Annotated in this window: 24 protein-coding genes; 13 read left to right on the forward strand and 11 right to left on the reverse strand. The window is 69.6% G+C overall.

Annotated features, from left to right (window positions below; all coding sequences use genetic code 11):
• Positions 1-8: 8 nt before the first annotated feature.
• Genes AC16DP_RS16690 through AC16DP_RS16705 form a run of 4 tightly spaced genes read right to left on the reverse strand, consistent with a single transcriptional unit; the run spans position 9 to position 3,619 of the window.
• Positions 9-1,313 carry a bifunctional folylpolyglutamate synthase/dihydrofolate synthase gene (locus AC16DP_RS16690; RefSeq protein ID WP_329727118.1) on the reverse strand — a complete coding sequence of 435 codons (1,305 nt, stop codon included), beginning with the start codon at positions 1,311-1,313 and terminating at the stop codon, positions 9-11.
• Positions 1,314-1,325: 12 nt separating this feature from the next.
• Entirely contained in the window at positions 1,326-2,171 is an 846-nt protein-coding gene (gene accD / locus AC16DP_RS16695) for an acetyl-CoA carboxylase, carboxyltransferase subunit beta (RefSeq protein ID WP_329727117.1), read from the reverse strand.
• 40 nt (positions 2,172-2,211) lie between these two features.
• Entirely contained in the window at positions 2,212-2,967 is a 756-nt protein-coding gene (locus AC16DP_RS16700) for a 3',5'-cyclic-nucleotide phosphodiesterase (RefSeq protein ID WP_329727116.1), read from the reverse strand.
• A 1-nt stretch (position 2,968) separates the two neighbouring features.
• Entirely contained in the window at positions 2,969-3,619 is a 651-nt protein-coding gene (locus AC16DP_RS16705; protein WP_329727115.1) for a Crp/Fnr family transcriptional regulator, read from the reverse strand.
• A gap of 212 nt (positions 3,620-3,831) precedes the next feature.
• Between AC16DP_RS16705 and purM the strand changes: the two genes are divergently transcribed.
• From purM to murQ, 7 genes are all read left to right on the forward strand, one after another.
• Positions 3,832-4,869, forward strand: coding sequence for a phosphoribosylformylglycinamidine cyclo-ligase (gene purM / locus AC16DP_RS16710; RefSeq protein ID WP_329727114.1), 1,038 nt, complete (start codon positions 3,832-3,834; stop codon positions 4,867-4,869).
• The gene (gene purN, locus AC16DP_RS16715; RefSeq protein WP_329727113.1) at positions 4,866-5,528 is read left to right on the forward strand and encodes a phosphoribosylglycinamide formyltransferase; all 663 of its coding nucleotides are present in this window, start codon (positions 4,866-4,868) and stop codon (positions 5,526-5,528) included. Before purM ends, purN begins: the two co-directional genes overlap by 4 nt.
• A complete protein-coding gene (locus AC16DP_RS16720; RefSeq protein ID WP_329727112.1) occupies positions 5,525-6,004 on the forward strand; it encodes a 2-thiouracil desulfurase family protein in 480 nt (159 codons plus the stop codon). Before purN ends, AC16DP_RS16720 begins: the two co-directional genes overlap by 4 nt.
• A 100-nt stretch (positions 6,005-6,104) precedes the next feature.
• On the forward strand, positions 6,105-6,866 hold the full coding sequence (locus AC16DP_RS16725; RefSeq protein ID WP_329727111.1) for an aspartate/glutamate leucyltransferase: 762 nt from the start codon (positions 6,105-6,107) through the stop codon (positions 6,864-6,866).
• Between the two features lie 83 nt (positions 6,867-6,949).
• Positions 6,950-8,470: an NAD(P)-binding protein gene (locus AC16DP_RS16730; protein WP_329727110.1), complete on the forward strand. Its 1,521-nt coding sequence runs from the start codon at positions 6,950-6,952 to the stop codon at positions 8,468-8,470.
• 100 nt (positions 8,471-8,570) lie between these two features.
• The gene (gene rpmB, locus AC16DP_RS16735; RefSeq protein ID WP_043403428.1) at positions 8,571-8,762 is read left to right on the forward strand and encodes a 50S ribosomal protein L28; all 192 of its coding nucleotides are present in this window, start codon (positions 8,571-8,573) and stop codon (positions 8,760-8,762) included.
• Positions 8,763-8,785: 23 nt separating this feature from the next.
• Positions 8,786-9,718, forward strand: a complete 933-nt coding sequence (gene murQ, locus AC16DP_RS16740; RefSeq protein ID WP_329727109.1) for an N-acetylmuramic acid 6-phosphate etherase — start codon at positions 8,786-8,788, stop codon at positions 9,716-9,718.
• A gap of 44 nt (positions 9,719-9,762) precedes the next feature.
• Here murQ and AC16DP_RS16745 read toward each other — a convergent pair whose 3' ends face one another.
• Both AC16DP_RS16745 and AC16DP_RS16750 read right to left on the reverse strand, forming a co-directional pair.
• Positions 9,763-10,938, reverse strand: a complete 1,176-nt coding sequence (locus tag AC16DP_RS16745; RefSeq protein ID WP_329727108.1) for a DUF6051 family protein — start codon at positions 10,936-10,938, stop codon at positions 9,763-9,765.
• A 118-nt stretch (positions 10,939-11,056) separates the two neighbouring features.
• Complete coding sequence (locus tag AC16DP_RS16750; RefSeq protein WP_329727107.1) at positions 11,057-12,862, reverse strand: pilus assembly protein; 1,806 nt, start codon at positions 12,860-12,862, stop codon at positions 11,057-11,059.
• Between the two features lie 786 nt (positions 12,863-13,648).
• Between AC16DP_RS16750 and gstA the strand changes: the two genes are divergently transcribed.
• Together gstA and AC16DP_RS16760 are read left to right on the forward strand one after the other, a co-directional pair.
• On the forward strand, positions 13,649-14,257 hold the full coding sequence (gene gstA, locus AC16DP_RS16755; RefSeq protein ID WP_329727106.1) for a glutathione transferase GstA: 609 nt from the start codon (positions 13,649-13,651) through the stop codon (positions 14,255-14,257).
• Between the two features lie 121 nt (positions 14,258-14,378).
• Positions 14,379-15,698: an amidohydrolase gene (locus AC16DP_RS16760; RefSeq protein WP_329727105.1), complete on the forward strand. Its 1,320-nt coding sequence runs from the start codon at positions 14,379-14,381 to the stop codon at positions 15,696-15,698.
• On the opposite strand, the gene AC16DP_RS16765 is transcribed toward AC16DP_RS16760, so the two are convergent.
• The 5 genes from AC16DP_RS16765 to AC16DP_RS16785 form a co-directional block, all read right to left on the reverse strand.
• Positions 15,699-17,804, reverse strand: a complete 2,106-nt coding sequence (locus AC16DP_RS16765; RefSeq protein ID WP_329727104.1) for a hypothetical protein — start codon at positions 17,802-17,804, stop codon at positions 15,699-15,701.
• 226 nt (positions 17,805-18,030) lie between these two features.
• The gene (locus AC16DP_RS16770) at positions 18,031-19,002 is read right to left on the reverse strand and encodes a hypothetical protein (protein ID WP_329727103.1); all 972 of its coding nucleotides are present in this window, start codon (positions 19,000-19,002) and stop codon (positions 18,031-18,033) included.
• 174 nt (positions 19,003-19,176) lie between these two features.
• Complete coding sequence (locus AC16DP_RS16775) at positions 19,177-20,049, reverse strand: pirin family protein (RefSeq protein WP_329727102.1); 873 nt, start codon at positions 20,047-20,049, stop codon at positions 19,177-19,179.
• Entirely contained in the window at positions 20,046-20,453 is a 408-nt protein-coding gene (locus tag AC16DP_RS16780; RefSeq protein ID WP_329727101.1) for a DoxX family protein, read from the reverse strand. Before AC16DP_RS16780 ends, AC16DP_RS16775 begins: the two co-directional genes overlap by 4 nt.
• Before the next feature lie 93 nt (positions 20,454-20,546).
• On the reverse strand, positions 20,547-21,002 hold the full coding sequence (locus tag AC16DP_RS16785) for a MarR family winged helix-turn-helix transcriptional regulator (protein ID WP_329727100.1): 456 nt from the start codon (positions 21,000-21,002) through the stop codon (positions 20,547-20,549).
• A 194-nt stretch (positions 21,003-21,196) separates the two neighbouring features.
• On the opposite strand from AC16DP_RS16785, the gene AC16DP_RS16790 reads away from it, so the two are divergent.
• The 4 genes from AC16DP_RS16790 to AC16DP_RS16805 all read left to right on the forward strand — a co-directional run.
• On the forward strand, positions 21,197-22,273 hold the full coding sequence (locus AC16DP_RS16790; RefSeq protein ID WP_329727099.1) for a hypothetical protein: 1,077 nt from the start codon (positions 21,197-21,199) through the stop codon (positions 22,271-22,273).
• 141 nt (positions 22,274-22,414) lie between these two features.
• On the forward strand, positions 22,415-23,599 hold the full coding sequence (locus tag AC16DP_RS16795; RefSeq protein WP_329727098.1) for a hypothetical protein: 1,185 nt from the start codon (positions 22,415-22,417) through the stop codon (positions 23,597-23,599).
• Between the two features lie 94 nt (positions 23,600-23,693).
• Positions 23,694-24,839, forward strand: coding sequence for an anhydro-N-acetylmuramic acid kinase (locus tag AC16DP_RS16800; RefSeq protein ID WP_329727097.1), 1,146 nt, complete (start codon positions 23,694-23,696; stop codon positions 24,837-24,839).
• A gap of 26 nt (positions 24,840-24,865) precedes the next feature.
• Positions 24,866-25,739, forward strand: an 874-nt coding sequence (locus tag AC16DP_RS16805) for a GTP-binding protein (protein WP_483956802.1), incomplete at its 3' end; no start/stop codon positions are given.

Raw genomic sequence — 25,739 nt, forward strand, 5'->3', positions numbered from 1 at the left:
CCGTGAATCTACGAACTGTGATGCAACGCGCCAAGGTTTCCACCGAGCCTGGCGCGCACGGACCCCACCAAAAACAGTGAACCCGTGCACAGGATGACGTCCGCCGGCGCGGCGCGAGCCCGTGCGCCCGCCAGCGCCGCGTCCAGCGAGGGCCAGGCGTACACGTCCGCACACCACGCACGCGCCTCGTCGAGGTAAAGCTCGGGAGCCAGCGAGCGAGGGGTATCGAGCGGCGTGAGGTGGACCGAGGTACAGCTTGGCAGGAGCGCGCGCAGCATCGGTCCGCGGTCCTTGTCGGCCACGACGCCGAAGACGCAGTGGACCTTGCGGCCCGGGTACAAGGAGCGCAGGCCCGCGAGCAGCACTTGCACACCGGCGGGGTTGTGCGCGCCATCCAGCAGCACGGGGGGCGAGCCGCCCAGCTCCTCCAGGCGTCCGGGCCAGCGAGCCCCGGCGATTCCCGCCCGCAGGGCTTCCGGGGAGACGGAGACACCGCGTGCGGAGAGCTGCTCCAGGCAGGCGAGTGCCACCGCGGCGTTCTGCCGCTGGTGCTCCCCTCGGAGGCCCAGGGTGAGGCCCTCCAGCGAGAGGCCCGTTCCCTCGTAGGCGAGGCGGCCGTCCGGGCGAGGAACCACGGAGAAGTCACGGCCCTCGAGGAGCAGGGGCGCGCCCACCTCCCCAGCCCTGCGCTCGATGGCGGCGAGGGCCTCGGGCTCCTGACGGCTCACCACCACGGGGACGCCCGGCTTGAGGATGCCGGCCTTCTCCCCGGCGATGGCCCCCAGGGTGTTGCCCAGGTACTCCATGTGATCGAAGGACACCGCGGTGATGGCGGTGACGAGCGGCTCGCAGGCGCTCGTGGCATCCAGCCGGCCACCCAGGCCCACCTCCACCACGGCCACGTCCACGGCCTCGCGGGCGAAGTGCCAGAAGGCCACCACGGTGCCGAACTCGAAGTACGTGAGCGAGGTGGCCGCGGCCGGGTGCCGCTCGAGCACCTCCAGAATGCGCTGGCCGAACACCTCGTCGGAGATCTCCTCCCCGTTCACGCGGATGCGCTCGTTGACGCGCACCAGGTGGGGCGAGGTGTAGAGCCCCACCCGGTGGCCCGCGGCGTGGAGCGCGGCGGAGGAGAAGGCACAGGTGCTGCCCTTGCCGTTGGTACCCGCGACGTGGAGCACGGGGTAGCGGCGCTCGGGGTGGCCGAGCGCCTCCAGGGTCTCCCGCACGCGCTCGAGGCCGAGCTTGATGCTGGAGGGGCTGAGCCGGGAGAAGAACTCCAGGGCCTCCGCCGGCGTCCGGGGCAGCGTCATCACTCGCGGGGACTAGCCGAGCAGGGTGACGAGCTGGCCGAGCTTCGCGCGCAGCTCCTTGCGGTGCACGATGGCGTCGATCATCCCGTGCTCCACGAGGAACTCGGAGCGCTGGAAGCCCTCGGGGAGCTTCTGGCGGATGGTCTGTTCGATCACGCGCGGGCCGGCGAAGCCGATGAGGGCCTTGGGCTCGGCGAGGATGATGTCACCCAGCCACGAGAAGGAGGCCGCCACGCCGCCGGTGGTGGGGTGGAGCAGCACGGAGATGTAGGGCTTGCCCACGTTGCGGAAGCGGGCGATGGCCGCGCTCGTCTTGGCCATCTGCATGAGGGAGAAGATGCCCTCCTGCATGCGCGCGCCGCCCGAGGCGGAGAACACGATGGCCGGGCACTTCAGCTCATGGGCGCGCTCGAAGACGCGGGTGACCTTCTCGCCCACCACCGAGCCCATGGAGCCGCCCATGAACTCGAAGACGAAGCAGCCCACGGACACCGGCTTGCCCTCGATGCGGCCCACGCCGGAGATGAAGGCGTCGTTCTCGCCGAGCGCCTTGCGGGTGGAGCGCAGCCGGTCCTTGTACTTCTTGGAGTCGGTGAACCCGAGCGGATCCTGCGGCTCCAGCTCCTTGTCGAACTCCTCGAAGCTGTCGGGGTCCAACAGAGACGTCAGGCGGGCGCGCGCCGTCCAGGGGAGGTGGTGCTCGCAGTGGGGGCAGACGTTGAGGTTCTTCTCCAGCTCCTGCCGGTAGATGATCTCGTCGCAGCTCTCGCACTTGGCCCAGAGCCCCTGCATGCGGCTGGGGGCTTCGATGGGCTCGGGGGCGGTGGCGATACGGGGCTTCTTGGAGAACCAGGCCATGGGAGGGCGGTTAACCGCACTCCCCGGGGCCCGTCAAGCCTCAGAACTCGAAGGTATCGCCCAGCTCGAGGATCTCCACCGGCATCTCCCGCAGCTCCTTCTTCAACTGGGGAAGGAAGGCCGGCTTGAGGTGGTAGACGAGCACGTTGCAGCCGTTGCGCTGGAACTTGGTCAGCTCGTCCTCGAGCATCTTCGGCGTGAGGTGGCCGGAGACCTCGGCCAGTTGATGCAGTGCGTTGGGGAAGCTCGTCTCCACCAGGAGCGCCTTGAGGGTGGGCGTCTGGTTGAGCACCTTCCACAGCTTGTCCGTGGGCCCGGTGTCCCCGCTCATGGCCATGGAGGTCCGGCCGCGGGTGATCACGAAGCCGCAGGACTCCACCGGGTGGTGTACGGGGATGGACTGCACCGTGTACGGGCCCACCTGGAACGTGCTGCCGGCCCGGAAGGGCTTGATGCGCAGCACCGGCTCCTTGCGCGTGGGAATGCGCGTGAAGTCCGGCCAGAGCGCGTTGTTGAACATGTTCTCGCGCAGCGCACGGGCGCACTCGCGCGAGGCATGGATGGTGACCGGCTTGTCCCGCCGGCCGATGATCAGATCCGCCATCAACGGCAGATCCTTCACATGATCGAAGTGGCTGTGGCCGACGAGGATGTCGTCCACCTTGCAGAGCTGCTCCAGCGACAACGTGCTGGTGAGCGCGCCCGCGTCCAGCGCGAGCACGTCATCCACCAGGAAGCACGTGGTGCGGCACGAGGGAAGCTCACCGCCATGGCAGCCGAGAACCTGGAGCTTCACGCTAGAGCTCTCCGAACTTCCACTTCATCTCCAGGTATTGGAGGAAGTCGTGGACGCGCGCGGTGTCATACACGGTGAGTCTGTCACCCGAGCGCTCCACCAGGCCAGCCCGCTCCAGACGATCCAGCATGTTGCGGATGGCCGGCTCGCCCACGCCGATCTGCCGGGGCAGCTCGCGCACCGCCAGCTCGATCTCCACGCCTTCCTCCATGGGCCGCCCGCGCGTCTGGCACACCTGGAGGATGTGGTGCACCACCCGGCTCGCCGGATCCGCGTGCAGCAGGTTCTCGATCTGCGCGTCCGCCTCGGACAGCCGCTCCGCCAGCTTCTTGATCATCCGCACGGCGATCTCCGCGTTGCCGCGGATCATCCCCTCGAACGTCTTGGGATCGATCACCAGGAGCTTGGCGTCCTCGCTCACGCTGGCCGAGGCATTGCGAGGCTTGTTGGAGATGATGGCCATCTCGCCGAAGAACTCGCCCGGGCCGAGCACGGCCAGGACCTTCTCCACGTCCCGCACTCGCTTGGAGATGGCGATTCGTCCCGACTGAATGACGAACATCTCCTTGCCGGGCTCGCCCTCTCGAAAGAGGACGGTGCCCTTCGGGAATTCCTTGCCGAATCGCTGAAAGAGGGTTTCCTCGGCGCCCATCGCAGGGCGAGTTAAGCCGTCCCCACTCGCAGGGTCAAATTCCGGCCGGATTTTGATGGCTTGTGGACCCTCGGTGTCGTCCAGACGCCCACCCCACCCGAGGCGCCTGGGAGCCCCCTTTGGAGCCCCCGCGTCCAGGACGACGCGAATGTGACACCCGGGGTGCTTCCGGCCGAGACAAGCAGAGGGGGAAGCCGATAGAAGGCCCGGCCGTGGGAACGACCTACAAGCAGGCAGGAGTGGACATCGAGGCGGGCGATGCGTTCGTGGAGCGCATCAAGCCCTATGCGGCGCGGACGGTGAGGCCGGAGGTGGTGGCCGGGGTGGGCGGCTTCGGGGGACTGTTCGCCCTGCCGCCCGGGAAGTACCGCGAGCCGGTGCTGGTGGCGGGCACGGACGGGGTGGGCACCAAGCTGAAGGTGGCCTTCCAGGCGGGCCGGCACGGGACGGTGGGAATCGACCTGGTGGCCATGTCGGTGAACGACATCCTCACCTGCGGGGCCGAGCCGCTCTTCTTCCTGGACTACTTCGCCACGGGGCGGCTGGAGGTGGACGCCGCGGCCGAGGTGGTGAAGGGGATCGCCCAGGGCTGTGAGCAGGCGGGGTGCACGCTGCTGGGCGGGGAGACGGCGGAGATGCCGGGCTTCTACGCGCGGGGCGAGTACGACCTGGCCGGCTTCTGCGTGGGCGTGGTGGAGCGCTCGGAGATCATCGACGGCAAGAGCGTGGCGCCGGGCGATGCGCTCATCGGGATGAGCTCCTCGGGCCTGCACTCCAACGGCTACTCGCTGGCGCGCAAGGTGCTGCTGGAGGACGCGAAGCTGAAGCTGGACGCGGTGCCCGAGGGCCTGGAGCGGCCGCTGGCGGACGCGCTGCTGGAGCCCACGCGCATCTACGTGAAGGACGCGCTGGCGCTGGCGAAGGCGGTGAAGGTGAAGGGCTTCGCGCACATCACCGGCAGCGGGATTCCGGGCAACCTGCCGCGGTGCCTGCCGGACGGGACGCGGGCGGTGCTGGACGAGAAGACGTGGAAGCGGCCCGCCATCTTCGAGCTCATCCAGAAGCTGGGCGGAGTCGAGCGCCAGGAGATGTACGACACCTTCAACATGGGCCTGGGGCTCATCGCGGTGGTGGCGAAGGCGGACGTGCCGGCGGCGCTGGCGCTGCTGAAGGGGCGCGGGGTGGAGGCGGCGGAGGTGGGCCGCGTGGAGGCGGGCCAGGGCGAGGCCACGGCGGTCATCGAGGCATGAGCGGCCGGACGAAGCTGGGCGTGCTGGTGTCGGGCAGTGGGAGCAACCTGCAGGCGCTGCTCGACGCGTGCGCGCGGCCGGACTTCCCGGCCGAGGTGGCGCTGGTGGTGTCCAACGTGCCCACGGCCTTCGCGCTGGAGCGGGCGAAGAAGGCCGGGGTGCCGGCGGTGGTGCTGGAGCACAAGGCCTTCGGCTCGCGGGCGGACTTCGAGAAGGCGCTGGTGGAGAAGCTGGTGTCGGCGGGCGTGGAGTGGGTGTGCCTGGCCGGCTTCATGCGGCTGCTGGGCGTGGACTTCCTGGGGCGCTTCGCGGGCAAGGTGCTGAACATCCACCCCTCGCTGCTGCCGGCCTTCACCGGACTGCATGCCCAGCGGCAGGCGCTGGAGCGAGGGGTGAAGATGGCCGGGTGCACGGTGCACTTCGTGGACCCGGGCATGGACACGGGCCCCATCATCGCGCAGGCGGCGGTGCCGGTGTTGCCGGGAGACGATGAGGCGGCGCTCACGGCGCGCATCCTGAAGGAGGAGCACCGGCTGTATCCGCTGGTGGTGAAGCTGGTGGCCACGGGCGCGGTGCGGCTGGAGGGCGGGCGCGTGGTGACGACGGCGGGCCCGGCCGTGGGCGAGCTGAGCCTGCGCAACCCCGGGGAGCCGGGATGACGCGCGAGGAGCGGCTGGCGGCACTGCGCGAGGCGCCGGTGGTGCTGGTGAGCGCGTGCCTGCTGGGCGAGGCGTGCCGGTACGACGGCAAGTCGAAGGGCTCGAGCCCGGTGATGAAGGCGCTGGAGGGCAAGGAGGTGGTGCCCGTGTGTCCGGAGACGGGCGCGGGCCTGGGCATCCCGCGGCCGGCGGTGGAGCTCAAGGGCGGCGCGGGCGCGGAGGTGCTGGCGGGCCGGGCCCGGGCGGCGGAGGTGGAGTCGGGGAAGGACCGGACGGAGGCCTTCCGCCTGGGCGCGGAGCTGGCGCTGGCGGCGGCGCGGCGTTTCGGGGTGCGCGTGGCGGTGCTCAAGGAGCGCAGCCCCTCGTGCGGCACCCAGGGCACACACGTGGATGGCCAGGTGGTGCGGGGCCAGGGCGTCACGGCCGCCCTGCTCTCCCAGGCCGGGCTCATCGTGGTGAGCGACGAGGAGCTGTGACGGCTCGCTAGAAGAGCGGCCCGGCACCCGGCGGAAGGCCGCCTCGACCCCGGGCCGCGCCCTTGTTAGACCTTCCCCCACCCACCGAGCGTGGGCTGCCATGGCCACCATCCTGGGACATACCGTCGAGCCACCCGGCCCCTGCAACTACCTGCCGGACCAGACCTCCTCGCTGGAGCAGCTGGTGATGCAGGACGTGACGGCCGAGGAGTACGAGCGGATGCTCGTGCGCGGGTGGCGCCGCTTCGGCCCGCTGTACTTCCGGCCCGCGTGCCAGGCGTGCAACCGGTGCGTCTCGCTGCGCATCCCCACGGCCACCTTCCAGCCCAACCGCAGCCAGCGCCGGGCCCGGGCCGCGTGCGCCCACTTCCGCGTGGAGGTGGGCCCGCCCCGCGTGGACGAGCCCCGGCTGGCGCTCTACCGCGCCTGGCACGCCGAGCGGGAACAGACGCGCGACTGGGACGCCTCACCGCTCGGGATGCGCGACTACTTCCTCCAGTTCGCCTTCCCCCACCCGTCCGCGCGCGAGGTGGCGTACTACGACGACACCGCCGAGGGCGGGCCCCGGCTGGTGGGCCTGGGCATCTGCGACGAGACGCCCCACGCCTGGAGCGCGGTGTACTTCTTCTTCGATCCGGCATACGCGCGCTGCTCGCCGGGCTCCGCCAACGTGGTGTTCCAGGTGGAGCTGGCGCGAGCGCGGGGCATCCCCCACGTGTACCTCGGCTACCGCGTCCAGGAGTGCGCGTCCCTGCGCTACAAGGGCACCTTCCGCCCCCACGAGCTGCTCGAGGGCCGTCCCGCGCCGGGAGAGCCCCCGCGCTGGCTTCCCCCGGAGCCCTCCGGAGAGCCCCCGCCGTAGCGGCTCCCCTCCCTCCTTTTTGGACCCCTTGGGCGGGAAAGCGCTGCCGGGCCCACGGCAACGTGTGTAGTGTGCGCCCCGCAATGTCGACGCCTGTCGCCAGATCCAAGCCGCTCCCCTCCACCACGGCCCCCTCCCGGCACGTCTATGACGTGATCGTCCTGGGCAGCCAGCTGGGCGGGGCGCTCGCCGCGGCACTGCTCGCCAAGCGGGGGTACAGCGTTCTCCTGGTGGAGCACGACGGGACCGGGCCGGGCTACGAGCACGACGGCTACGTGCTGCCCTACGCCCCCTTCGTCGCCCCGGCGCTCAAGACGATGCCCGCGGTGGAAGAGTCCTTCACCGAGCTGTCGCTCACCGCGGCGCTCCAGCGCAACCTCCAGCCCCACTCGCCCGAGTTGCAGCTGGTGATGCCGCGCCACCGCGTGGACCTGCACACCGACGCCGCCCGCCGGCGCGCCGAGCTGGTGCGCGAGTTCGACGCCGACGCCGAGCGCATCCTCGCGGACCTCACCGCCACGGCCCTCCAGCACGAGCCCTCCGACGCCTTCTTGAAGCAAGGCCCGCCGCTGCCGCCGGACGGCATCCTGGAGTCCTGGAACCTCAAGAAGCGCGTGGGCCAGCACCCCGGGCTCCAGACGGAGCCGCGGCTGGCCGGAGAGGACGAGCCCTCCAAGCTGCTGCGCGGCCTGCTGCCCTTCGTCGTCCACCTGGACCAGCCCGCCTCGCCCCTGGCGCGCACGCGCCCCCTGTCCCAGGCCCTGCAGAGCCCCTGGCGCTACCCGGGCGGCCGCGATGGCCTGCGCAAGCTGCTCTTCGAGCGGCTCGTGGAGCTGGGGGGAGACCTGCTCAGCCCCGAGAACACGGACACCTACGTGGTGGAGGAGCTGCACTTCGAGGGCGGCCGCTTCTCCGCGGTGAAGCTGCTGCGCTCGGACACGCTCTACCGGGCCTCGTGCCTGGTGTCCGCCACGGACGCGGGGGCGCTGCGCCGGCTCATCACGGACCGCAAGAAGCACCGCGGCCTGAGCGAGCAGCTGGATCTCTCCACCCTCAAGTCCTTCCTCTTCGCGGTGAACTGGGTGGTGCCCGAGGCGGTGCTGCCCCGCGGCATGGGCGAGCTGTTGCTGATGGACACCCAGGACGCCGAGCTCGGCCCCCTGCTCGTCCAGCAGCACCCCGCCCGCACGCCCGAGGGCAAGGAGGACCCCGCGCTGCGCGTCATCTGCGCCGGGGGTTTCGTCCCGGCGAGCGTGCGCGACCTGGGTGAGGGCTATCTGCAGTCGCTGGCCATGCGCATCGACGCCCACCTGGACGCGCTGATGCCCTTCACGAAGGACAAGCGCCTGCTGCGCTCGGCTCCCTACCTGGATGCCGGAGCGGTGCGGGGCAGCCGGCTCATGCCCCACCCGCATTACGTCTTCGACACGGAAGCGGTGCTGGGCGTCTCGGGGTTGAAGCAGCACACTCCCACGAAGAACCTGCTGCTGGCCGGGCGCGAGGTCCTCCCCGGCCTGGGGCTCGAGGGAGAATTCCTGGCCGGAGCCCGGGCGGTGCGCCTGGTCCAGGAGATGATGAAGAAGAAGGCGGTCCTCAAGCGCTGAGGGCCGATCAGACTGGATTTTCCAGTGGTTTGTAGGTAGGTTCCGCCGCTCTCTTAGGGCGGGCTCTCATTTCGTCCCTGATTTCAAGGAGTTGGCAGTCATGGCCTGGAAGTGTGACATCTGCGGGAAGCGGCCGCTCGTGGGCAATAACGTCAGCCACGCGAACAACAAGACGAAGAAGCGGACCCTCCCGAATCTGCAGAAGATCCGGGCGTCCGTCGAAGGGCGCACGGAGCGCGTGCTGGCCTGCACCCGCTGCATCAAGGCGGGCAAGGTGACGAAGGCCGCCTGAGGTAGCCCGTCGTGAGCTCGCGGGTGGGAAGATCGCGTTCGAAGAAGACCGCGCTTCCGCCCAGCGAGCGGCAGCACCCCCGGTCGGAGGATCTGGACCTCGTCTCCACGGAGGAGATCGTCCGCCGGTTGCATGAAGAAGACGTAGCCGCCGTCCGTGCGGTCCGTCCCGCGCTCGCGGAAGTCGCGCGAGTGGCTCGGATCGTCGCGGATGCATTGCGGGACGGTGGCCGCCTGCTCTACGTGGGCGCGGGCACCAGCGGGCGCCTCGGGGTGCTCGATGCGAGCGAGTGCCCGCCCACGTTCGGAGCCTCCCCTTCCCAGGTGCAAGCGGTGATCGCCGGTGGACGCCGGGCGATGACGCGCGCGGTGGAAGGCGCGGAGGACGACGTCGAGGCCGGTGCCGCGTCGATGATCCGGCTGCGCGTGGGCCCCCGGGACGTGGTGTGCGGCATCTCCGCGAGCGCCCGGACGCCCTTCGTGCTGGGCGCGCTGGACGAGGCGCGGCGGCGGGGAGCGCGCACGGTGCTGGTGTGCTGCAACCGGCCGGGCCCGAAGGCGAAGGCGGACCACGTGCTGCTGGCCGAGACGGGGCCGGAGCTGGTGGCGGGCAGCACGCGGCTGAAGGCGGGCACGGCGACGAAGCTGCTCCTGAACGCGCTCACCACGACGGCCTTCGTGACGCTGGGGAAGGTGTACCGGGGACGGATGGTGGACGTGCGGCCCACGAACGAGAAGCTGCGGGCCCGGGCGGCGCGGATGGTGGCGGAGCTGACGGACCTGAAGCCGGCGGCGGCGAAGCAACTGCTGGAGCAGGCGGGCCACGAGGTGAAGGTGGCGCTGGCGATGCACTTCACGGGACTGACCGCGAAGGAAGCCAGACGCCGCCTGAAACAGACCCCCCTGCGGAACCTGGCCGACAACCACCCCTCGCCCTCCGGGAGAGGGACGGGGTGAGGGTGCCCGGGCCTCGGGTTCACCCCCGAGAGCCCCCACCGTCCCTACCCGCGCAACCACTCCACCGCACGGTCGAACACGGCCGTGAACCCACGCTCGACCTCCGCCTCATCGGCGCCCTGCAGGGGAAACGGGTTCGCGTGGTCATACGCGTACGCCATGTCCAGGATCTCCACCCGAGCGCCAGAGCCCGACAAGGTCCCCGCGACGGCCTCGGCCGGCATCACGCTGTCCTTGCGCAGCGGAATCGCCCGGACCCGCGGACCGATCCGCTGAAGAGCGGCCTCACGAGCGGCATGGAGCCGGTCATCGCGCACCATGAGCTCGAAGGCCTGGCCCACGGCGTCCTCGGAGATGAGCCGGCTCAGCTCGGGCCGGAGCTGCTTGTGCGAGTCGAGCTGATCGAGAAACACGTGCAGCGCGCGAGCGGCCGCGCTGTCGAGAATCTCCCGGGCCAGGGGCGACGTCTGTGACAGCAGACAACCCCCGCAGAAGTTCACGAGCCGGGAGTCGGCGAACCGCCCGCCCTCATCGGCCATGAAGAGGAGCTCGGCCAGGAACGCGCCGATGGAGTACGCGAAGACGTCCAGCCGGGCGCCGGGAGCCAGGAGCGGCTCCTCTCCGCGGTGGACGATCTCGGCCAGGCGCGAGACATCCTTCAGGGTGCGGACACCGGACCAGACGAAGCGCTCCGGCCGGGCGTGGATGCGGGTGCTCAGGGCGGCGTTCGCGAAGCTGGAGGCCTCGAGCTCCGGCATGCGGCGCATGCGCTCGCGGCTGAGCAGCCGCATGGAGCGAGGGTCCGACCAGAGCGCCGGGGACCTGTCCATGTGGAAGGCGACGGGGAAGAGGATGACGGGGACGCCGAGCCCCTCGACGAGGGCCCTGGCCCACGGCAGGTACTTCTCCCAGCGGCGCTCGTTGAGGCCATGCAGGAGGAGCACGCCTCGAGAGCTCCGCTCGCAGCCGGGCGGAGCGAGGACGCGGTACGGAAAGTCGAGGTTCTCCTCGACGCCCTCGTCCCGGTCGAGCAGGCCCTTGTGGGACTCCGGCTCGAGAGCGGCCTCGGGCACCGGGAACGGCGGGGGGCTTCCGCCGGACGGCTCGGACGCGGAGCGGAACCGGCGCTGATGCAGGACGAGCCCGGTGTCCATGCTTCCAGCACCCCGCCCGTCCTGAAAGGCCTCGGCGAGCCTGCGGTACGTGCCGATGTAGCTCATGCAACCCCTCCCGCCGGGAGACCGCCCTCCCGCGCCCCCATGGTGTCATGAGGACGAAGGGCAGGACAGGGCCACCCATCACCCTGCCCTGCCCCCGGTTCATCCCGAGAAGGTGGCGTTACGGCGCGGAGCAGCTGTTCGCGCTCTGGCCCACGGCGAACAGCAAGGCCTCCTTCAGCGTGCCCGGCTGATCCGCGCGGTAGAAGCCGCCGCGGCCCGCCAGCGCGATGCTCTGGAGCATGGGGCTGCTGTCACCGTAGCCGACGACGAACGTCCGCACCGTCTGGCTTCCACCCATGTCGCTCCGCAGGTCCGTATGCGACAGGAAGAAGGCCACGTCATCCATGAAGTTCTTGTTGCCCACGCCAAGGCCGGTCGGCCAGTTGTAGTCGGTGTAATCACACGCCTCCTTGGTGACGCCAAACAGGTGGCAGTAGTTCACGCCTCCCACGTTGGGGTTCGTAATAGGGTTGGCCGCATCGAACGTGAGCAGCGAGCCATCCGGGTGCCTGGCGCCATTGGCCTCGAGAATGTCCATCATCTTGGTGATGGGCACCGAGTTGTCGAACCGGGGCGCGCCAGCGCTCACCACGATGATGTTGTTGCTCTGTGAGGCATTGCAGACGGATCTGTCAGACCCGGTGCCCTCCCAGGGCTGGCCCGGCAGGTACTTTCCGGTATAGGGGTCCGTATAGGGCGTCTTGAGCCACTCCTTGGCGTCCACGGCCCAGAAGGCACCCGGCTTGCCGGTATACGGGTCGTCGTAGGTGCCACCATTGCAGCAGCCCGGCCAGCCGAAGTATCCGGGATTGAGGGGCTGCTGGAACCAGGACCCCCACCGGTTGTCCGCCACCTGCGAGGAGAAGTAGCCACCCAGCCCGAAGAGGGCCTCGCCGATGGAGCGCTCGTTGTTGCGGAACCTCACCTCGTTGACGGCTTGCCTCAGCCTGGGCCGGTTCAGCGCCGCCTCGTTGAAGACGGGGTAGGACTGATCGCACGACGGACGGAGCTTCTCGCGCATCTCCGGCGGGTCGAACCAGCCATGATCCTCGCCGAACGTGGCCACGCCCATGCGGACGTTGAGCACCGAGCTGATGACGTCCTTGAGCGCCTTGCGCGCGATCACGAACTTGGGCGGACGCACGTTGAGCACGCGGCCACTGACCACCCACTTGCGGAACGCCTCGGGGGGAAGCGCCGGCTCGTCCAGCGCCTTGGTGGGGCCCGCCTGACCCGGATTGGTGGCCTGGGTCCTGGAGGTCACGATCGGACCCCGCCACCACCCCTTGGTGTTCAGACACGTCATGCACTCGTTCATGAGCGGCGCGTTGCCGGTGGACCCGCCATAGGGGTAGTCCGTCGTGTCCCAGCCCACGCTCGCGTAGCAGGCCGACAGCGTATCCCCGTAGCTGTTCAAGGGGCCCGCGAAGTCGTTGCCGTTGATCGACCACGGGCCCTCCTTCACGTTCCAGGCGAGGCGCCGGCCGCGCGAGAAGTAGAACCGGTTCGGGTCGAAGAACGGCGACTTCAGGTCGCTGTCCGAGTCAAAGGGAATGGCGCCATTCTTCGCCGGATCCACGCTGGCCTTGTCGAACCAGCTCATCGCGGACACCAAGGCCGGGTCCGAGCAGCCCGTGTTGATGGCCAATCCCGCGGACCCTTCCCCTCCGAGGTCACCCCGGGCGGGGTTCGTGGGCGTGGGGTAGTAGCCGGGCGTGAAGGCCTCGGGCAGGTACTGCGGGTAGTTCTGCATGGCCTCGCTGTTGTCCAACAGGAAGACCACACCCGGTGGCACCTCCTGCGCCTGGACCGGAAGGGACAGCAGCCCCGAGACTCCAGCCGCCACCACGCCCACCGTCAATCCCAGCCGCTGGCCGAGCGGCCGCCTCGAAAAAGCTACACGTCTGCCCAAATCACTGTGCATGTCACGGGCTCCTGGGGAGGAATCTTCCAACGCCTCACACGGCCACGGCCGGTCTCGAGGCGCAATCTTGATACCGCAACGAGCAAGCACTTGTACATGCCCAAATCAAATCCTGACATCGAATTCCCGTCCCCATCCACCCCCGAAACAAAGGTGCGGTGAGAGCGAAAGACGCCTCATGTCAGGCCATGCAGTGATTGCGGTACGCAATGTTTGCGGTGTGCAGGCTTTGCGGTGTGCAAGGCTTGCGGAGTCCGTCCGGAGTCCCCCGCGCACGCCGTACGTATTTCTCTGTATGGCCGCCGGAAACGACGAAGGCCAGGACAGGGGCCTCACCGCGCCCTGCCCTGGCCTCGTCTCATCGCGTCAACGGGGTGCTACGGCGTGGAGCCCGGGGACGAGCGAAGGTCGTTGAGCGCGTGCCGGAGGGCATCCCGCAGCTCGGCGACGTTGTTCGACCGGTAGACCCGCCACCACCAGTCCCACGGTCAATCCCATACATCGATTCGATTCATTTCTCATATCACGGCCTCCAGACGTCCAAACCACACCACCACGGCCTCGACCGGCCTCGAGGTTTCCTCCCTGTTCGGGGAGGAGCGCGGGTCTGACGTGGATACACCCGGTGCCTGACACGCTCGGAGACACGCACGCGGGGTCCCGGCCAGGACTGTCCGTCATCGCCATGTGACTCCGGGTGCGGGCGGATTTGCTGGCGCGGGCCCGGAGAGCGGTGCACATTGCCGCCGCCTACCCCACGGCAACACTTCAAAAGGAGTCCCACGAATGAAGCTCTACTACTCCCCGGGTGCCTGCTCGCTGTCGCCGCACATCGTCCTGCGCGAGACGGGCCTGACCTTCGACGTCGAGAAGGTGGACCTGCGCAGCAAGAAGACGGAGTCCGGCAAGGACTTCACCACCATCAACCCCAAGGGCTACGTCCCGACCCTGCAGCTCGATGACGGCAGCATCCTCACCGAGGGCCCGGCCATCGTTCAGTACATCGCCGACAAGGCGCCCCAGTCCAAGCTGGCCCCGGCCAACGGCACCCTGGAGCGCTACCGCCTCCAGGAGCTGCTCAACTTCATCAGCACCGAGCTGCACAAGGGCTTCAGCCCCCTCTTCAACCCCTCCTATCCCGAGGACGCGAAGAAGATCGTCACCGAGAACCTCTTCAAGCGCTTCAACTACCTGAACACCTTCCTCGAGAAGGGCCCCTACCTCACGGGCGAGCAGTTCACCGTGGCCGATGCCTACCTCTTCACCGTGCTGGGCTGGACGGCGTTCGTGAAGATCGACCTGGGCCAGTGGCCGGTGCTCAAGGCCTACCACGCGCGCGTGGCCGGCCGTCCCGCCGTGCAGGCCGCCCTCAAGGCCGAGGGGCTGCTGAAGTAGTCCCCTGCTGTCCCGGTGCCCGGGCCTCCACGGTCCGGGCACCCCGTGCGCGAGAGGAATGGGCAGCGCAGGCGCGGCCGTGCTCTAGTCGGCGCCCCTGTCCCGGACCGGAGACCGCACGGTGAAATCCCTCCCCCTCCTCGCCCTCGTCCTCGCCGCGATTGTCTGGCCCGCTGCCCCCGCGCGCGCCGCGAAGGCCCCCCTCCCCGCCCTCGAGGGCCTCGACGCGCTCTACCCCGAGCTCGACGCCCTCTACAGGGATCTGCACCAGAACCCGGAGCTCTCCCACCAGGAGGAGAAGACATCGGCGAAGCTCGCCGAGCGCCTGCGCGCGCTGGGTTTCGAGGTGACACCCAAGATCGGCGGCCATGGCGTGGTGGCCGTGCTGCGCAACGGCAAGGGCCCCACGGTGCTGCTGCGCACCGACATGGATGCCCTCCCGGTGGAGGAGAAGACGGGGCTGCCCTACGCCAGCAAGGCGACGGCGAAGGATGAGACGGGCCAGGGCGTGTCCGTGATGCACGCCTGCGGGCACGACGTCCACATGACGGCCTGGGTGGGCACCGCCACCCTCCTGGCGCGCGCGAAGGACCGGTGGCGCGGCACGCTCGTCATGGTGGGCCAGCCCGCCGAGGAGCGCGGCAGCGGCGCCCGGGGAATGCTCGAGGATGGGCTCTACAAGCGCTTCCCCAAGCCGGATTTCGCCGTGGCCCTCCACAACAGCGCCACCGCCGTGGCGGGCTCCGTCGAGTACGTGGCCGGCTACGCCCTGGCCAACGTGGACTCCGTGGACATCACCCTCTACGGCAAGGGCGGGCACGGCGCCTACCCGCACACCACCGTGGATCCCATCGTGCTCGCGGCCCGCACCATCCTCTCGCTGCAGACGCTGGTGAGCCGGGAGAAGTCCCCGCTTGAGCCCGCGGTGGTGACGGTGGGCTCCATCCACGGCGGCACCAAGCACAACATCATCCCGGACGAGGTGAAGCTCCAGCTCACCGTGCGCTCCTACAAGCCCGAGGTCCGCAAGCAGCTGCTCTCCGGCATCGAGCGCGTGGTGAACGCCGAGGCCACCGCGGCCAACGCGCCCCGCAAGCCCGAGGTGACCGTCTCCGAGGGCACTCCCGCCACCTACAACGATCCGGAGCTGACGAAGCGGCTGGCCGGCGCCGTCACCCGGGTGCTCGGCAAGGAGAACCTCCGCGAGGCCACGCCCGTCATGGGCGGCGAGGACTTCTCCGAGTACGGCCTCGCCGGAGTCCCCGCCGTCATGCTCTGGCTGGGCACCGTGGAGCCCAAGCGGCACGCGGAGGCGAAGGCAGCGGGAGAGACGCTCCCCTCGCTGCACTCGCCCCTCTTCCACCCGGACCGCGAGCGGACGCTGCGCACCGGCGTCACCACGCTGACCACCGCCGCCCTGGAGCTGCTGGGCAAGCCCTGATCACTTCGCCAGCAGCTCCAGCCCCGAGATGGAGGGCGCGAAGAAGTACTCACCTCCCGTGGGAATGACCCAGTCCCGCTCCGGCTGGCCCATGACGGCGGTGGATACGCGCTCGAGCCGGGGATTGCCCTGGCCGTCCACGAACGTGAGGTTGAACTCGCGGACGCGGTCCCGGGCGCCCTGGGCGTTCGGGTTGTTGTTCTGGCCGATGATGGGATCATGCCCGCCCCGCTGCGTGGCGTCTGGAGGCTGGCTCGACTCCTTGAAGCCCGGGTTGTTCACCCAGGCGCGGGTGACGAACTCGAACTGATCCACCAGCGACGTCTCGTAGGCCAGGAAGAGCAGCCCGCGATCATCCTCGAGCTCGCCCGCGCGAGTGGGGCGCCGGTCGCGGGCATCGGGCCGGGGATGGGCCGGCGTCGAGTCCGAGGCCCTCCCGTAGGGGAGTCCCCGCCGCAGCATGCGGTGGGTCTGCGTCGTGGTCTCGTTGAGCAGCGTCTGTGGGATGTTGGGGGGATTCGAGGTGGACACGTCATCGCGCGGGTACGCCTTGCGCACATGGCCGGTGAACGGGCAGAGCCGGCCCGCGACGTCCGCGGGTGCCGCCTGGAAGAGCGTGCCCGGGTGCCGGGGATCCTCGTCCGTGCTGTCGAACGGGCCCGCCGCGTCCGAGGGCAGGAGCGGATCGGACGCATCCTGGAACTCGAAGTGGTTGTTCACGCTGTCATCGACGGCCATGGCCGGGTTGTCCCGATCGTTCTTCGTGGGATCGGCGCCGCCGGTGCGCATGACGGGGGCGCCGCTGCGCCAGCGGCCGACGAACCGCGCACCCACGAGATCCGCGGCGGAGTCCCCCACCGGCACGCCCGGAGGAGGCGGCTCGCTCTGGGGAGGCGGTGCCGGCACCTGGAACTGCTGGGCCACCTTCTCGAGGAACCTGTGGAACAGCCCCACGTTCTGCCGCAACCGCCGGATGACGAGGTAGGAGCCGTCATCGGCCCACTCCGGACCCGCCTTGGCGATGGGGCCCGGGGACTCGAAGTCGATGGCGTTGTCCCCCTCGCCGCTCTCGTTCGGGACGCCCCCCGGGTAGCCAAAGACGAACTCTCCCGGCCAGATGAGCTCGTGGCCCGGCTTGCCCTGCTCACGGTTCTTGGGGTTCTGCCGGGGCGTCAGCACGTCGTGCGGATCGTCGGAGAGCCGGCCGCGGACCCCTGGCTGGGACACGCCGTCCAGGAAGCCGAAGTGCTCGTGCCCGGCCAGCTTCTTCTGGGCCGGCAGGTTGTGGCCGCGCTGCACCTTGACGGCGCCGAAGCTCCCGAGCCCGGGACGGTGGCCCTCTCCCCGGAGCAGACGGTGGAGCGCCGTGCCTGGGACCTCCCGCACCTCGCGCTTGTCATCGCTGGCGATGATGAGCACCAGGTGGATCTCCTCGCGGGTGCCGCCGATCACCCAGTTGTCCGGGTGGCCCTCCTCGTGCTTCTGCTCATCCGCGGCGGGGTCGCCCAGGATGCCCTGCTTGGAGCGGCTCGCCATGCCCTGCAGGAACGCGGGATCCTGGAAGCCGAGGTCCAGGGAGGGGTCGAACTTCTTCATGACCTCGAGGCCACGCGCGGTGAAGGCGATGTTGATCCACGTCGCCTTGAGCCCGAGCGGCTCCTGCTGCTGCCGCGAGCGCATCTCCTTGTAGAGCCGGTTGAAGGCCACCACCTCCGCCGTGGTGGCGATCAGGGGGATGGTCTCCCGGAGCCACTTCTTGAAGGCCCGGACCGTCGGGAACTCCTGGTCCGGCGTGGCACCCGGTTGATTGTTCCGTCGCAAGGTGAGGAACACGAGCGCCTGATGGTCCTTGTTGAACCCTCCCAGGATGTTCCCCTGGATGTTGTCGATCTTGAGAACCGGCTCGGCGGAGGCATCGGGAAAGGCGGGATCCGTCCCCGGAGGGAAGATGGGCTCCGGGAAGGGAGCCTCGCGCACGGGTTCCACGGCCCCCGAGGAAGAGGAGTCCCCTGGTGCCGGAGGCGAAGCCGGGCCACGGGCCTCGAGCGCGGGAGCCGACGGCTCGGGGCTCCCGATGGAGTTCTGGGTGGTGGTGTCGTCCTTCATGGTTTCTCTCCCTTTTCCACCCCTGTGAGGGGTTGATAGTCAGGTAGAGGCCACTGAAGGGATTTGTGAGCGGAGGCGGTTTCAGGGGACCGCCCGCTGCCCCGGCGAAGGCCTCGTCGAGAAGGCTCGCGGACCAGCCCCCCCCTGCTCGGGCTGCTGCCCGGCGAGCGCCTGGCCGGTCTTCCTGGGCCTGGACCCGCGAGGAACCATTCCGGGCAGGCGTGCCTCAGCCGCAGACGCCGCAATCACTCATGCAACTCTCGGCGATGGTCCCGGTGCCGCACTTCTCGGTGATCTGACAGGTGCCATCTCCGCACGTGTAGATCTCCTCCTTGCGGATGCGGGTGGTGAGGGGCTGGTAGGTGACGCCGTTGTAGGTGCAGGACGTGTAGAACGTCTTCGACACGTCCTGGACGCAGAAGTTGCCGCAGTTGCCGCGAATCCGGACGAGCGGCAGGCACTCCTGGCTCGTGTTGTTCTCCACGGTGGAGAGGGCGCAGCCGCGTGCGGTGCTGTCCTCGACGTGGAGCGGAGGGGCATCACTGACGGCGTAGATGCCCTCGTTGTTGAAGAGGTTGCCGAAGAAGCAGCCCTCGCGCTCGGAGAACGTCGTGAGCTCGGAGGACGTGTAGGGGATGGTCACCGCCTTGGCGTTCTTGCCCAGCACGGACATGGGGATGCGGACGCCATACTTGTTGCCGTGGGCGGCGAGGCAGGCGGAGACGACCTGCTGCTCCTGCACGGTGGAGGGCTTGCCGCTGGCCCAGTCCGGCGCCAATCCCAGATTCCCCATCCAGGTGTAGGTGATGCCCGTGCTGGGACTGGTATAGGTGCGCGTCTGCCCCGAGGGGACCGCGCACTGCACCATGTAGCTCATCAGCATGTTGCGCAGCGCCGGTTCCTCCTGGAACCAGGAATGGAACGCCGTGGAGTTCAAGCCGTTGAGCGTCAGCCCATTGAACGCGAGGCCGTTGAACGCCAGTCCATTGAACGCGAGGCCGTTGAACGCCAGTCCATTGGAGACAGCGATCTCCTGGGACCGGGCCTGGAGGGTGGAGGACTCGGAGGGAACCTCCTCCGCCGGACCGCACGCACACAACAGGAGCAGCACCCACCCCAAGAGGGTCCACTGCCGGTAGACCGCTTGCGTGGAATGGCTCCTCAGATGGCCAGACAGCGCGGAGGCTGGAGTCAGCATGTCGTGCTCCTGTGGGACGGAGTTGGACCGTGACGCGGGGACGTCACCACGACACTCAAATTGCAACATCCGCTTAAACCTGGAAGTCCGATTGAGCAGGTTTTTTCGTGATTGTGATGTGAACGACAGGAGAGCGGGTCTCCCGTCGTCCACTGAAGGACAAGCGGGTCCAGGTCAGCGGTGGATCCGCCCCATCCGGCCGCTCTGGTAGTCCTCGAACGCCTGGAGGATCTCCGCCTGGGTATTCATCACGAACGGCCCGTAGCGAACCATCGGCTCCTTCAGGGGCACTCCCGACAGCAACAGGAGCTGCAGGGGCTCCGTCCCCGTGTTCTCCATCACCACCGTGTCCGCGTCGTTGGCGAACAGCACCGCCTGCCCGTCCACCGCCCGCGTCCCCTCCGGGCCGAACCGGCCCTCACCCCCGAACACGTAGGCGAAGGCGTTGTGGTCCCCCGGCACCCGCTGCTCGAAGCGGCCTCCCGGCTCGAGCGTGAAGTGCAGGTACTGGATGGGCGTGCGCGTGTCGATGGCCGCCCGCACGCCGAGTGACTCGCCGGCAATCACCTTCACCCTCACCCGGCCATCCGGCGTCGAGGCCACCGGGATGCTCGCGGACGGCAGCTCCTGGTAGCGCGGCGGCATCATCTTGTCGCGCCGAGGCAGGTTCACCCACACCTGGAAGCCGTGCATCCGGCCCCCCGTGCGAGCGAACTCGCGCGCTGGCATCTCCGAGTGCACCACCCCCGCCCCCGCCGTCATCCACTGCACGTCCCCGGGACCCAGCTCGCCCGCATGGCCCGCCGAGTCCGCGTGCTCGTGCCGGCCCTCCAGGATGTAGCTGACCGTCTCGAAGCCCCGGTGCGGATGATCCGGCGCCCCCTTCGCCTCGCCCGGCGGCAGCTCCACCGGCCCCATCTCGTCCAGCAGCAGGAACGGATCGAACTGCATGAAGCCCGGGATGGGGAACGGACGGCGCACCACGAAGCCCTCGCCCTCGAGGGTCCGGACGGCGTCCACCACCTTCACCACGGCTCGCGTGCTCATGCCCGCACCTGCTCCCCCAGCCCACCGCGAGCGAAGAGCCGGTTGAACGGCGGCAGCACCTCGTGACGGCGCGCCAGCCCGACCACCACGGCGAGCACCAGGAACACGATCGGCGCTCCCACGTGCGAGGCCTCACCCGCCTTCAGGTGCGTCAGCACCGCCCCCACCATGGTGCCCACGTACAGGCCCGCTCCCAGCGTCGCCGTGCGCGGCACGAGCAGCAGCAGCGCCGCCACCACCTCGGTGGCCCCCGTGACGTACATGAACCACAGCGGGAAACCCCACCGCACGAAGCTCTCCGGGTGCGGCGCCACCCCCGCCAGCTTCGAGCCTCCCGCCCCCAGGAACGCCACCGCGAGCAGCACCGTGAGGACCCACAGACCCACCTTCTTCGCCTTGACCATGACCGTCTCCTCTTTCTTCGAACCCTAATGGTTCGTACTGGAACTAAATGCGCGAGCGAAAACTTCGTTGCGGGGAACTCGAACGCGGAGGGCTCAGCTCCCGGACAGGGAGAGGCCCAGCTTCTTGCAGAGCGCGCCGAGCGTCTCCTGCTCCTCGGCGGTCAGGGCCCCCATCAGCGCCGCGACATGGGCGGCATGGGCGGGAAACACCCGCTCGATGACACGCCGGCCCTCGGGGGTGAGGCTCACCACCACCACCCGGCGATCCTCCGGGCTGCGCTCCCGGTGAATCCAATTGCCGCGCTCGAGGTTGTCCAGCAGCGCCGTCATGTTGGGGTTGCTGCGCAGCAGCTTGCGGCCCAGCTCGCTCTGGCTCATGGGCCCCACGTGCAGCAGGGCCTCCAGCACCGCCAGTTGAGGCGGGGTGATCTCCAGGCTGGCCAGGTGCCGCTGGAGCTGCGCCCCGAGCGTCTCCATCGCCCGCGTCAGCTTGACGAAGGTGTCGAGCGCCCGCACTTCCCGGGCGCTCCCTTTGTAGCGGGTCGGCATCGTTCGGGCCCGAAAGGTTCGCACCGTGAAGGTCGCGAACGAAAAGGTTCGTATTGGAAGTAATCCACTCCCGGGCCGTTCGCAAGCGCGCGCTCCCATCCCATCCGGAATCCCGGGCTGGCGCCAGTCCCCCCGCCTGCTGTCCGGACGGCGCTCCAGGACTCACGACAGAGCGCACTAGCATCGGCTCCAAGATGCGCGCCGTACTGCTTGCCCTGCTTCTGCTTCCCGCCCTCGCGTCCGCCACGGACGTGCGGGGAACCCTCTCCACGTCCACCGTCTGGACGAGGCGTGGCAGCCCCTATGTGCTGCACGGTGATGTCACCGTGGCCTGGGGCACGAAGCTCACCATCGAGCCCGGTGTCCAGGTCATCGCCGCCGCCAGCGACGCGCTGAAGTCCGGCGTGGATCCGCGGCGCGTGGAGCTGATCGTCGATGGAACGCTGCGGGTGCACGGCACCGCGGCGAGCCCCGTCGAGCTCACCTCGCACGGCGGCAGCGGCGCCTGGTACGGCATCCGCGTGCGCGGAGGCCGGGGCACGGAGATCCACGGCGCCGTCATCACCCAGGCGCACCAGGGCATCGCGCTGGGCATGAGCGCGGCCGTGCGGAACACCTCGGTGAGCGCCATCGCGGAGAACTGCATCGCCGTGAGCTGGGGCACCGCCACGCTGGCCGGCAATGAGCTGAGCGGCTGTGGACGGCGCGAAACGGAGCAGGCCCCTCGGATGGCGGCGGCGGCCCTCCCGTCCCCTCCTTCGAGCGAGCCCAGTGTCCGGGGCCGGCGCATCGTGCTGGTGGCCCGGCAGGGCACCCGTCCCTCTTCCAGTTCCACCGCGCTCGCGCGGCACACGCCGGGCCTCGCGCCCGCCGTCCTCGTCCGCTCGACGGGTGAGGCCAGCGCGCGCATCGCCACCTTCCGGCCGGCGGAGACGCTCGGGTCCTTCAGGCGAAGGCCCTGGAGCCGGCCCGTCCCACCCGGTGGGAATCCCGCTCCCGATACGCCTTCCATGTCTGGAGCACTCCAGGCCCTGCGCGAGCCAGACCGTCCGGCACCGTCCCTCCTGCATTCAGGAACCGGAGGCTCCGCGGCGGATCCCCCTCCAGGGGAGGAGTGTGCCCGCGTCCCGCAGGTGCTCGAGTCCCCGCGGTGTCCCGGCCTCCGGAAATGGAGACAGGAACGGGAACCCCAGGCGAGCGCTGGCGAGCAAGGTCCAGCACCACCCGGTCCCTGGCGCCGGGAACGCGGGCGCCTGACAGCCCCTGGCTGATTCCATCCGCCGACGAAAGCCCCTCCCCGGGAGACGGGGCGGCCATGCGCGCCGAGCGTCCGCCCTCCCCCGCGCTCCGGCCCGGGATTCGGCGTCACAAGCCCGCGTGGTCCCCATCCTTCCGTGGGAGGAGGCCATGCCATGGAATCGCCGCGGCACCACACCGGCAGGCGCTGGGCGAAGCTGCGCAGCCTGGAGTCCACCCTGCGCTTCCTGGAGGAGCAACAGGAGGGGCCATGCTCCCCCCAGACCGCGAGCATCCTCAAGAACCTGCACGAGCGTCTGGCGCAGGCCAAGGCCGGGCTCGAGGCATGGCGCTGGAGGCCCCGCTTCCCCCTGGACAACTGCCAGTTCTGGGAGCTCGTCCACGGCGTCGCCGCGGACCTGCTGCTCATCCTGCCACTCGACCTGCTCGCCACCGAGGCCCTCATGGTGGAGGAGAACTTCCGGCGCAACATCCACGAGCCCATCGCCCGCTCCACCTGGCTGGGGAGCGATGAGAGGTCGGGTCCGTTGTGCGCCGCGGTCCGGTGCGCCGTGGAGCTCTCCCACCGCGTGGAGGCCCTGAAACCCGAGGAGGAGCTGAAGCTGCGCCACGCCCGGCAGATCCTCCGCATCGCGCTGCGCCAGGTGCTCCGGCACTCGGACAAGCACTACCTGCAGCTCGACCTCACCATGATGATCCGCAGCCTGAGCGGGTCCCTGCTCGTGCTGATGTTCTTCCTGACGGTGATGACGAAGCTGCCCGCGCAGTTCGCCGGGCTCATCCTCAAGAACCCCATCGAGCTGCCCTGGCGGGCCTCCACCCTGAGCACGCTGTCGCTCGTCCTGCTCGGAGCGGGGGGCGCCATCACGGCCAACATGCTCTCGGAGCGGCCGGTGCTCGTCATGCGCGGCCCCTTCTGGCGGCAGTTCGTCTACTACCTGTTCGTCAAACCCTCCATCGGCGCCGTCGCCGCGTTCCTCTTCTACCTGCTGTCCATCTCCCAGCTCTTCTTCAGCATCGAGACCGTCCCCTCCGCGCCAGGCGCGCTCGATCCACTCGAGAGCATGGGCCAGCTCCAGCCCGCCCTGCGCATCGTCCTGGGCAACAACGAGGCCCTGGTGTGCACCTACGCCATCCTCCTCATCGCGGTGGGCTTCTCCGCCGAGCGCTTCCTCAGCCCCATCATGGACCGGGTGATGAACAGGCTCTTCCTCACGGCGGACAGGACCGAGCCCTCTCCGGGAACGCCCGTCCCGGCGACGCCTCCCGCCAGGACGCCGGCCCCGGGCGCCCCCCCACCGGCCCCCTTCTTCCCCGGGGAGCCCATCCAGAGCACGTAGCCCGGAGCCCGGAGGATGGTTCCCAAGCCTCCGGGCTGACACTCCGGCCCCCCGGGGGCGGCGGATGTGGGGCCCGGGCTTTACACTTGAGGGCATGAGCTCGCGACCGCCCCCTCCCAACTCCCGTCTGTGCGTCGGCCTGCTGTCTGGCACCAGCGTGGATGCCGTGGAGGCCGTGCTGTGCCGCGTCGAAGGCACCGGCCCCGAGGTGCGCATCTCCCTCCTGGCCCACGTCTCCCGGCCCTTCACCCCCGAGTTCACCCGGCGGGTCCTCGCCGCCAACGACGCCCGCTCCCTGTGCGAGCTCAACTTCACCCTGGGTGAACACTTCGCCGAGGCCACCCTGGAGGTCATCGCCCGGGCGGGCCTGCGCCCCGAGGACGTGGACGTCATCGGCTCGCACGGCCAGACGGTGGCCCACCTCCCGGCGAGCCTCTCCGAGACGCCCTCCACGCTCCAGCTGGGGGAGCCCTCCGTCATCGCCGAGCGCACCGGCCTGCCCGTGGTGAGTGATTTCCGCACCCGGGACGTGGCCGCCGGGGGCCAGGGGGCGCCGCTGGTGCCCTACCTGGACTGGGCCCTGTTCCGGAAGCCGGGGGTGGCGCGGGCGCTGCAGAACATCGGCGGCATCGGCAACGTGAGCGTGGTGAGCGACCGGCTCGAGGACACCATCGCCTTCGACACCGGCCCGGGCAACATGGTGATGGACGGGCTGGCCCGGCGCATCTCCGGCGGCCAGCTCCAGTGCGACCTGGACGGGAGCCTCTCGCGCCAGGGCCACGTCATTCCCGAGCTGCTCACGGAACTGCTCGCGCACCCCTTCCTGGCCCTCCCCCCGCCCCGCAGCGCCGGCCGCGAGGGCTTCGGCGACGCGCTGGTGGAGCGGCTGTGGGAGCGCCACGGGGCCACGCGTCCCCATGACTTGATGGCCACGGCGGTGGCGTTCACCGTGGAGGCCACCGCCCGGGCCTACGAGCGGTGGCTGCTGCCGCGCTTCGCCCTGGAGGCGGTGTACGTCTCCGGCGGCGGTACCCGGAATCCGGTGCTGATGGAGCGGCTCACGGCGCGGCTGGCTCCCCTGCCCGTCCGCCCCCTGGACGTGCTGGGGCTGCCCGAGGGCGCCAAGGAAGCCGTGTGCTTCGCCCTCCTGGCGAACGAGCACCTGTCGAGGACCCCCGCGAATGTGCCGTCGGCAACTGGCGCGAAGAGGCGAGTCGTTCTAGGTAAGCTCACACCGTGAGCAGCGTGAACCTGGTAGCCCGCGAAGTGGCTGTGAAGATCGTCTTCTACGGACCGGGTCTGTCCGGAAAGACGACGAGCCTGCGCAAGGTGTACGAGACGGTGCGCCCCGCGCATCGCGGCGAGATGATGTCCATCGCCACCGAGGGAGACCGGACGCTCTTCTTCGACTTCCTCCCCGTGAAGGTGGAGCGGGTGAATGACTGCACGGTGCGGCTCGCGCTGTACACGGTGCCCGGCCAGGTCTTCTACAACGCCACGCGCAAGCTGGTGCTCAAGGGCGCCGACGCGATCGTCTTCGTCGCCGACTCCGAGCGCGGCAAGATGGACGAGAACAAGGAGTCGCTGTCGAACCTGCGCGCCAACCTCGCCGAGTACAAGGTCAACCTCGACGACCTGCCGTGGGTGCTGCAGTACAACAAGCGCGATCTTCCCGACGTGTACTCGGTCGAGGAACTCAATCGCGAGCTCAACCCGAACAACGTGCCGTGGGTCGAGGGCGTGGCGACGAAGGGCACCGGCGTGCTCGAGACGTTCCGCCTGGTGAGCCAGATGCTGCTCGAACGGGTGACCAAGGACCTCAAGCGCTCGCCGTCGACGCAGGGCTCGCGCGAGGTGCCGCGTCCGGCGCCGGCGCAGAACCCGATGACGCCGCAGGCGGCCTCGGCCGGCCCGGTGGCGACGCCGTCGTCGCCGCCGCCGCCGACCTTCCGCGCGGCGCCGCCGGCCGCGCCCGCGACGCCGTCTCCGGCGTCGTTCGCTCCGCCTGCGCCCGTGGTGCCCCCCGCGCCGGTCGAATCGCCGCTGTCGGCCTTCGCCCCGCCGCCGGCTCCCGTCGCGCCCGCGCCGCTGCCGCAGGTCCCGGGCCTCGTTCCCGCGTCGTCGCCGTTCGCGCCGACCA

It is taken from the genome of Archangium sp., assembly GCF_057119385.1.

Excerpts from the sequence above, each read along its gene's own strand:
- AC16DP_RS16690 (WP_329727118.1), bottom strand. The coding sequence starts at position 1,313 with ATGACGCTGCCCCGGACGCCGGCGGAGGCCCTGGAGTTCTTCTCCCGG.
- accD (WP_329727117.1), bottom strand. The coding sequence starts at position 2,171 with ATGGCCTGGTTCTCCAAGAAGCCCCGTATCGCCACCGCCCCCGAGCCC.
- AC16DP_RS16705 (WP_329727115.1), bottom strand. The coding sequence starts at position 3,619 with ATGGGCGCCGAGGAAACCCTCTTTCAGCGATTCGGCAAGGAATTCCCG.
- purN (WP_329727113.1), top strand. The coding sequence starts at position 4,866 with ATGAGCGGCCGGACGAAGCTGGGCGTGCTGGTGTCGGGCAGTGGGAGC.
- AC16DP_RS16720 (WP_329727112.1), top strand. The coding sequence starts at position 5,525 with ATGACGCGCGAGGAGCGGCTGGCGGCACTGCGCGAGGCGCCGGTGGTG.
- AC16DP_RS16725 (WP_329727111.1), top strand. The coding sequence starts at position 6,105 with ATGGCCACCATCCTGGGACATACCGTCGAGCCACCCGGCCCCTGCAAC.
- AC16DP_RS16730 (WP_329727110.1), top strand. The coding sequence starts at position 6,950 with ATGTCGACGCCTGTCGCCAGATCCAAGCCGCTCCCCTCCACCACGGCC.
- rpmB (WP_043403428.1), top strand. The coding sequence starts at position 8,571 with ATGGCCTGGAAGTGTGACATCTGCGGGAAGCGGCCGCTCGTGGGCAAT.
- AC16DP_RS16745 (WP_329727108.1), bottom strand. The coding sequence starts at position 10,938 with ATGAGCTACATCGGCACGTACCGCAGGCTCGCCGAGGCCTTTCAGGAC.
- AC16DP_RS16750 (WP_329727107.1), bottom strand. The coding sequence starts at position 12,862 with ATGCACAGTGATTTGGGCAGACGTGTAGCTTTTTCGAGGCGGCCGCTC.
- gstA (WP_329727106.1), top strand. The coding sequence starts at position 13,649 with ATGAAGCTCTACTACTCCCCGGGTGCCTGCTCGCTGTCGCCGCACATC.
- AC16DP_RS16765 (WP_329727104.1), bottom strand. The coding sequence starts at position 17,804 with ATGAAGGACGACACCACCACCCAGAACTCCATCGGGAGCCCCGAGCCG.
- AC16DP_RS16770 (WP_329727103.1), bottom strand. The coding sequence starts at position 19,002 with ATGCTGACTCCAGCCTCCGCGCTGTCTGGCCATCTGAGGAGCCATTCC.
- AC16DP_RS16775 (WP_329727102.1), bottom strand. The coding sequence starts at position 20,049 with ATGAGCACGCGAGCCGTGGTGAAGGTGGTGGACGCCGTCCGGACCCTC.
- AC16DP_RS16780 (WP_329727101.1), bottom strand. The coding sequence starts at position 20,453 with ATGGTCAAGGCGAAGAAGGTGGGTCTGTGGGTCCTCACGGTGCTGCTC.
- AC16DP_RS16785 (WP_329727100.1), bottom strand. The coding sequence starts at position 21,002 with ATGCCGACCCGCTACAAAGGGAGCGCCCGGGAAGTGCGGGCGCTCGAC.
- AC16DP_RS16790 (WP_329727099.1), top strand. The coding sequence starts at position 21,197 with ATGCGCGCCGTACTGCTTGCCCTGCTTCTGCTTCCCGCCCTCGCGTCC.
- AC16DP_RS16795 (WP_329727098.1), top strand. The coding sequence starts at position 22,415 with ATGGAATCGCCGCGGCACCACACCGGCAGGCGCTGGGCGAAGCTGCGC.
- AC16DP_RS16800 (WP_329727097.1), top strand. The coding sequence starts at position 23,694 with ATGAGCTCGCGACCGCCCCCTCCCAACTCCCGTCTGTGCGTCGGCCTG.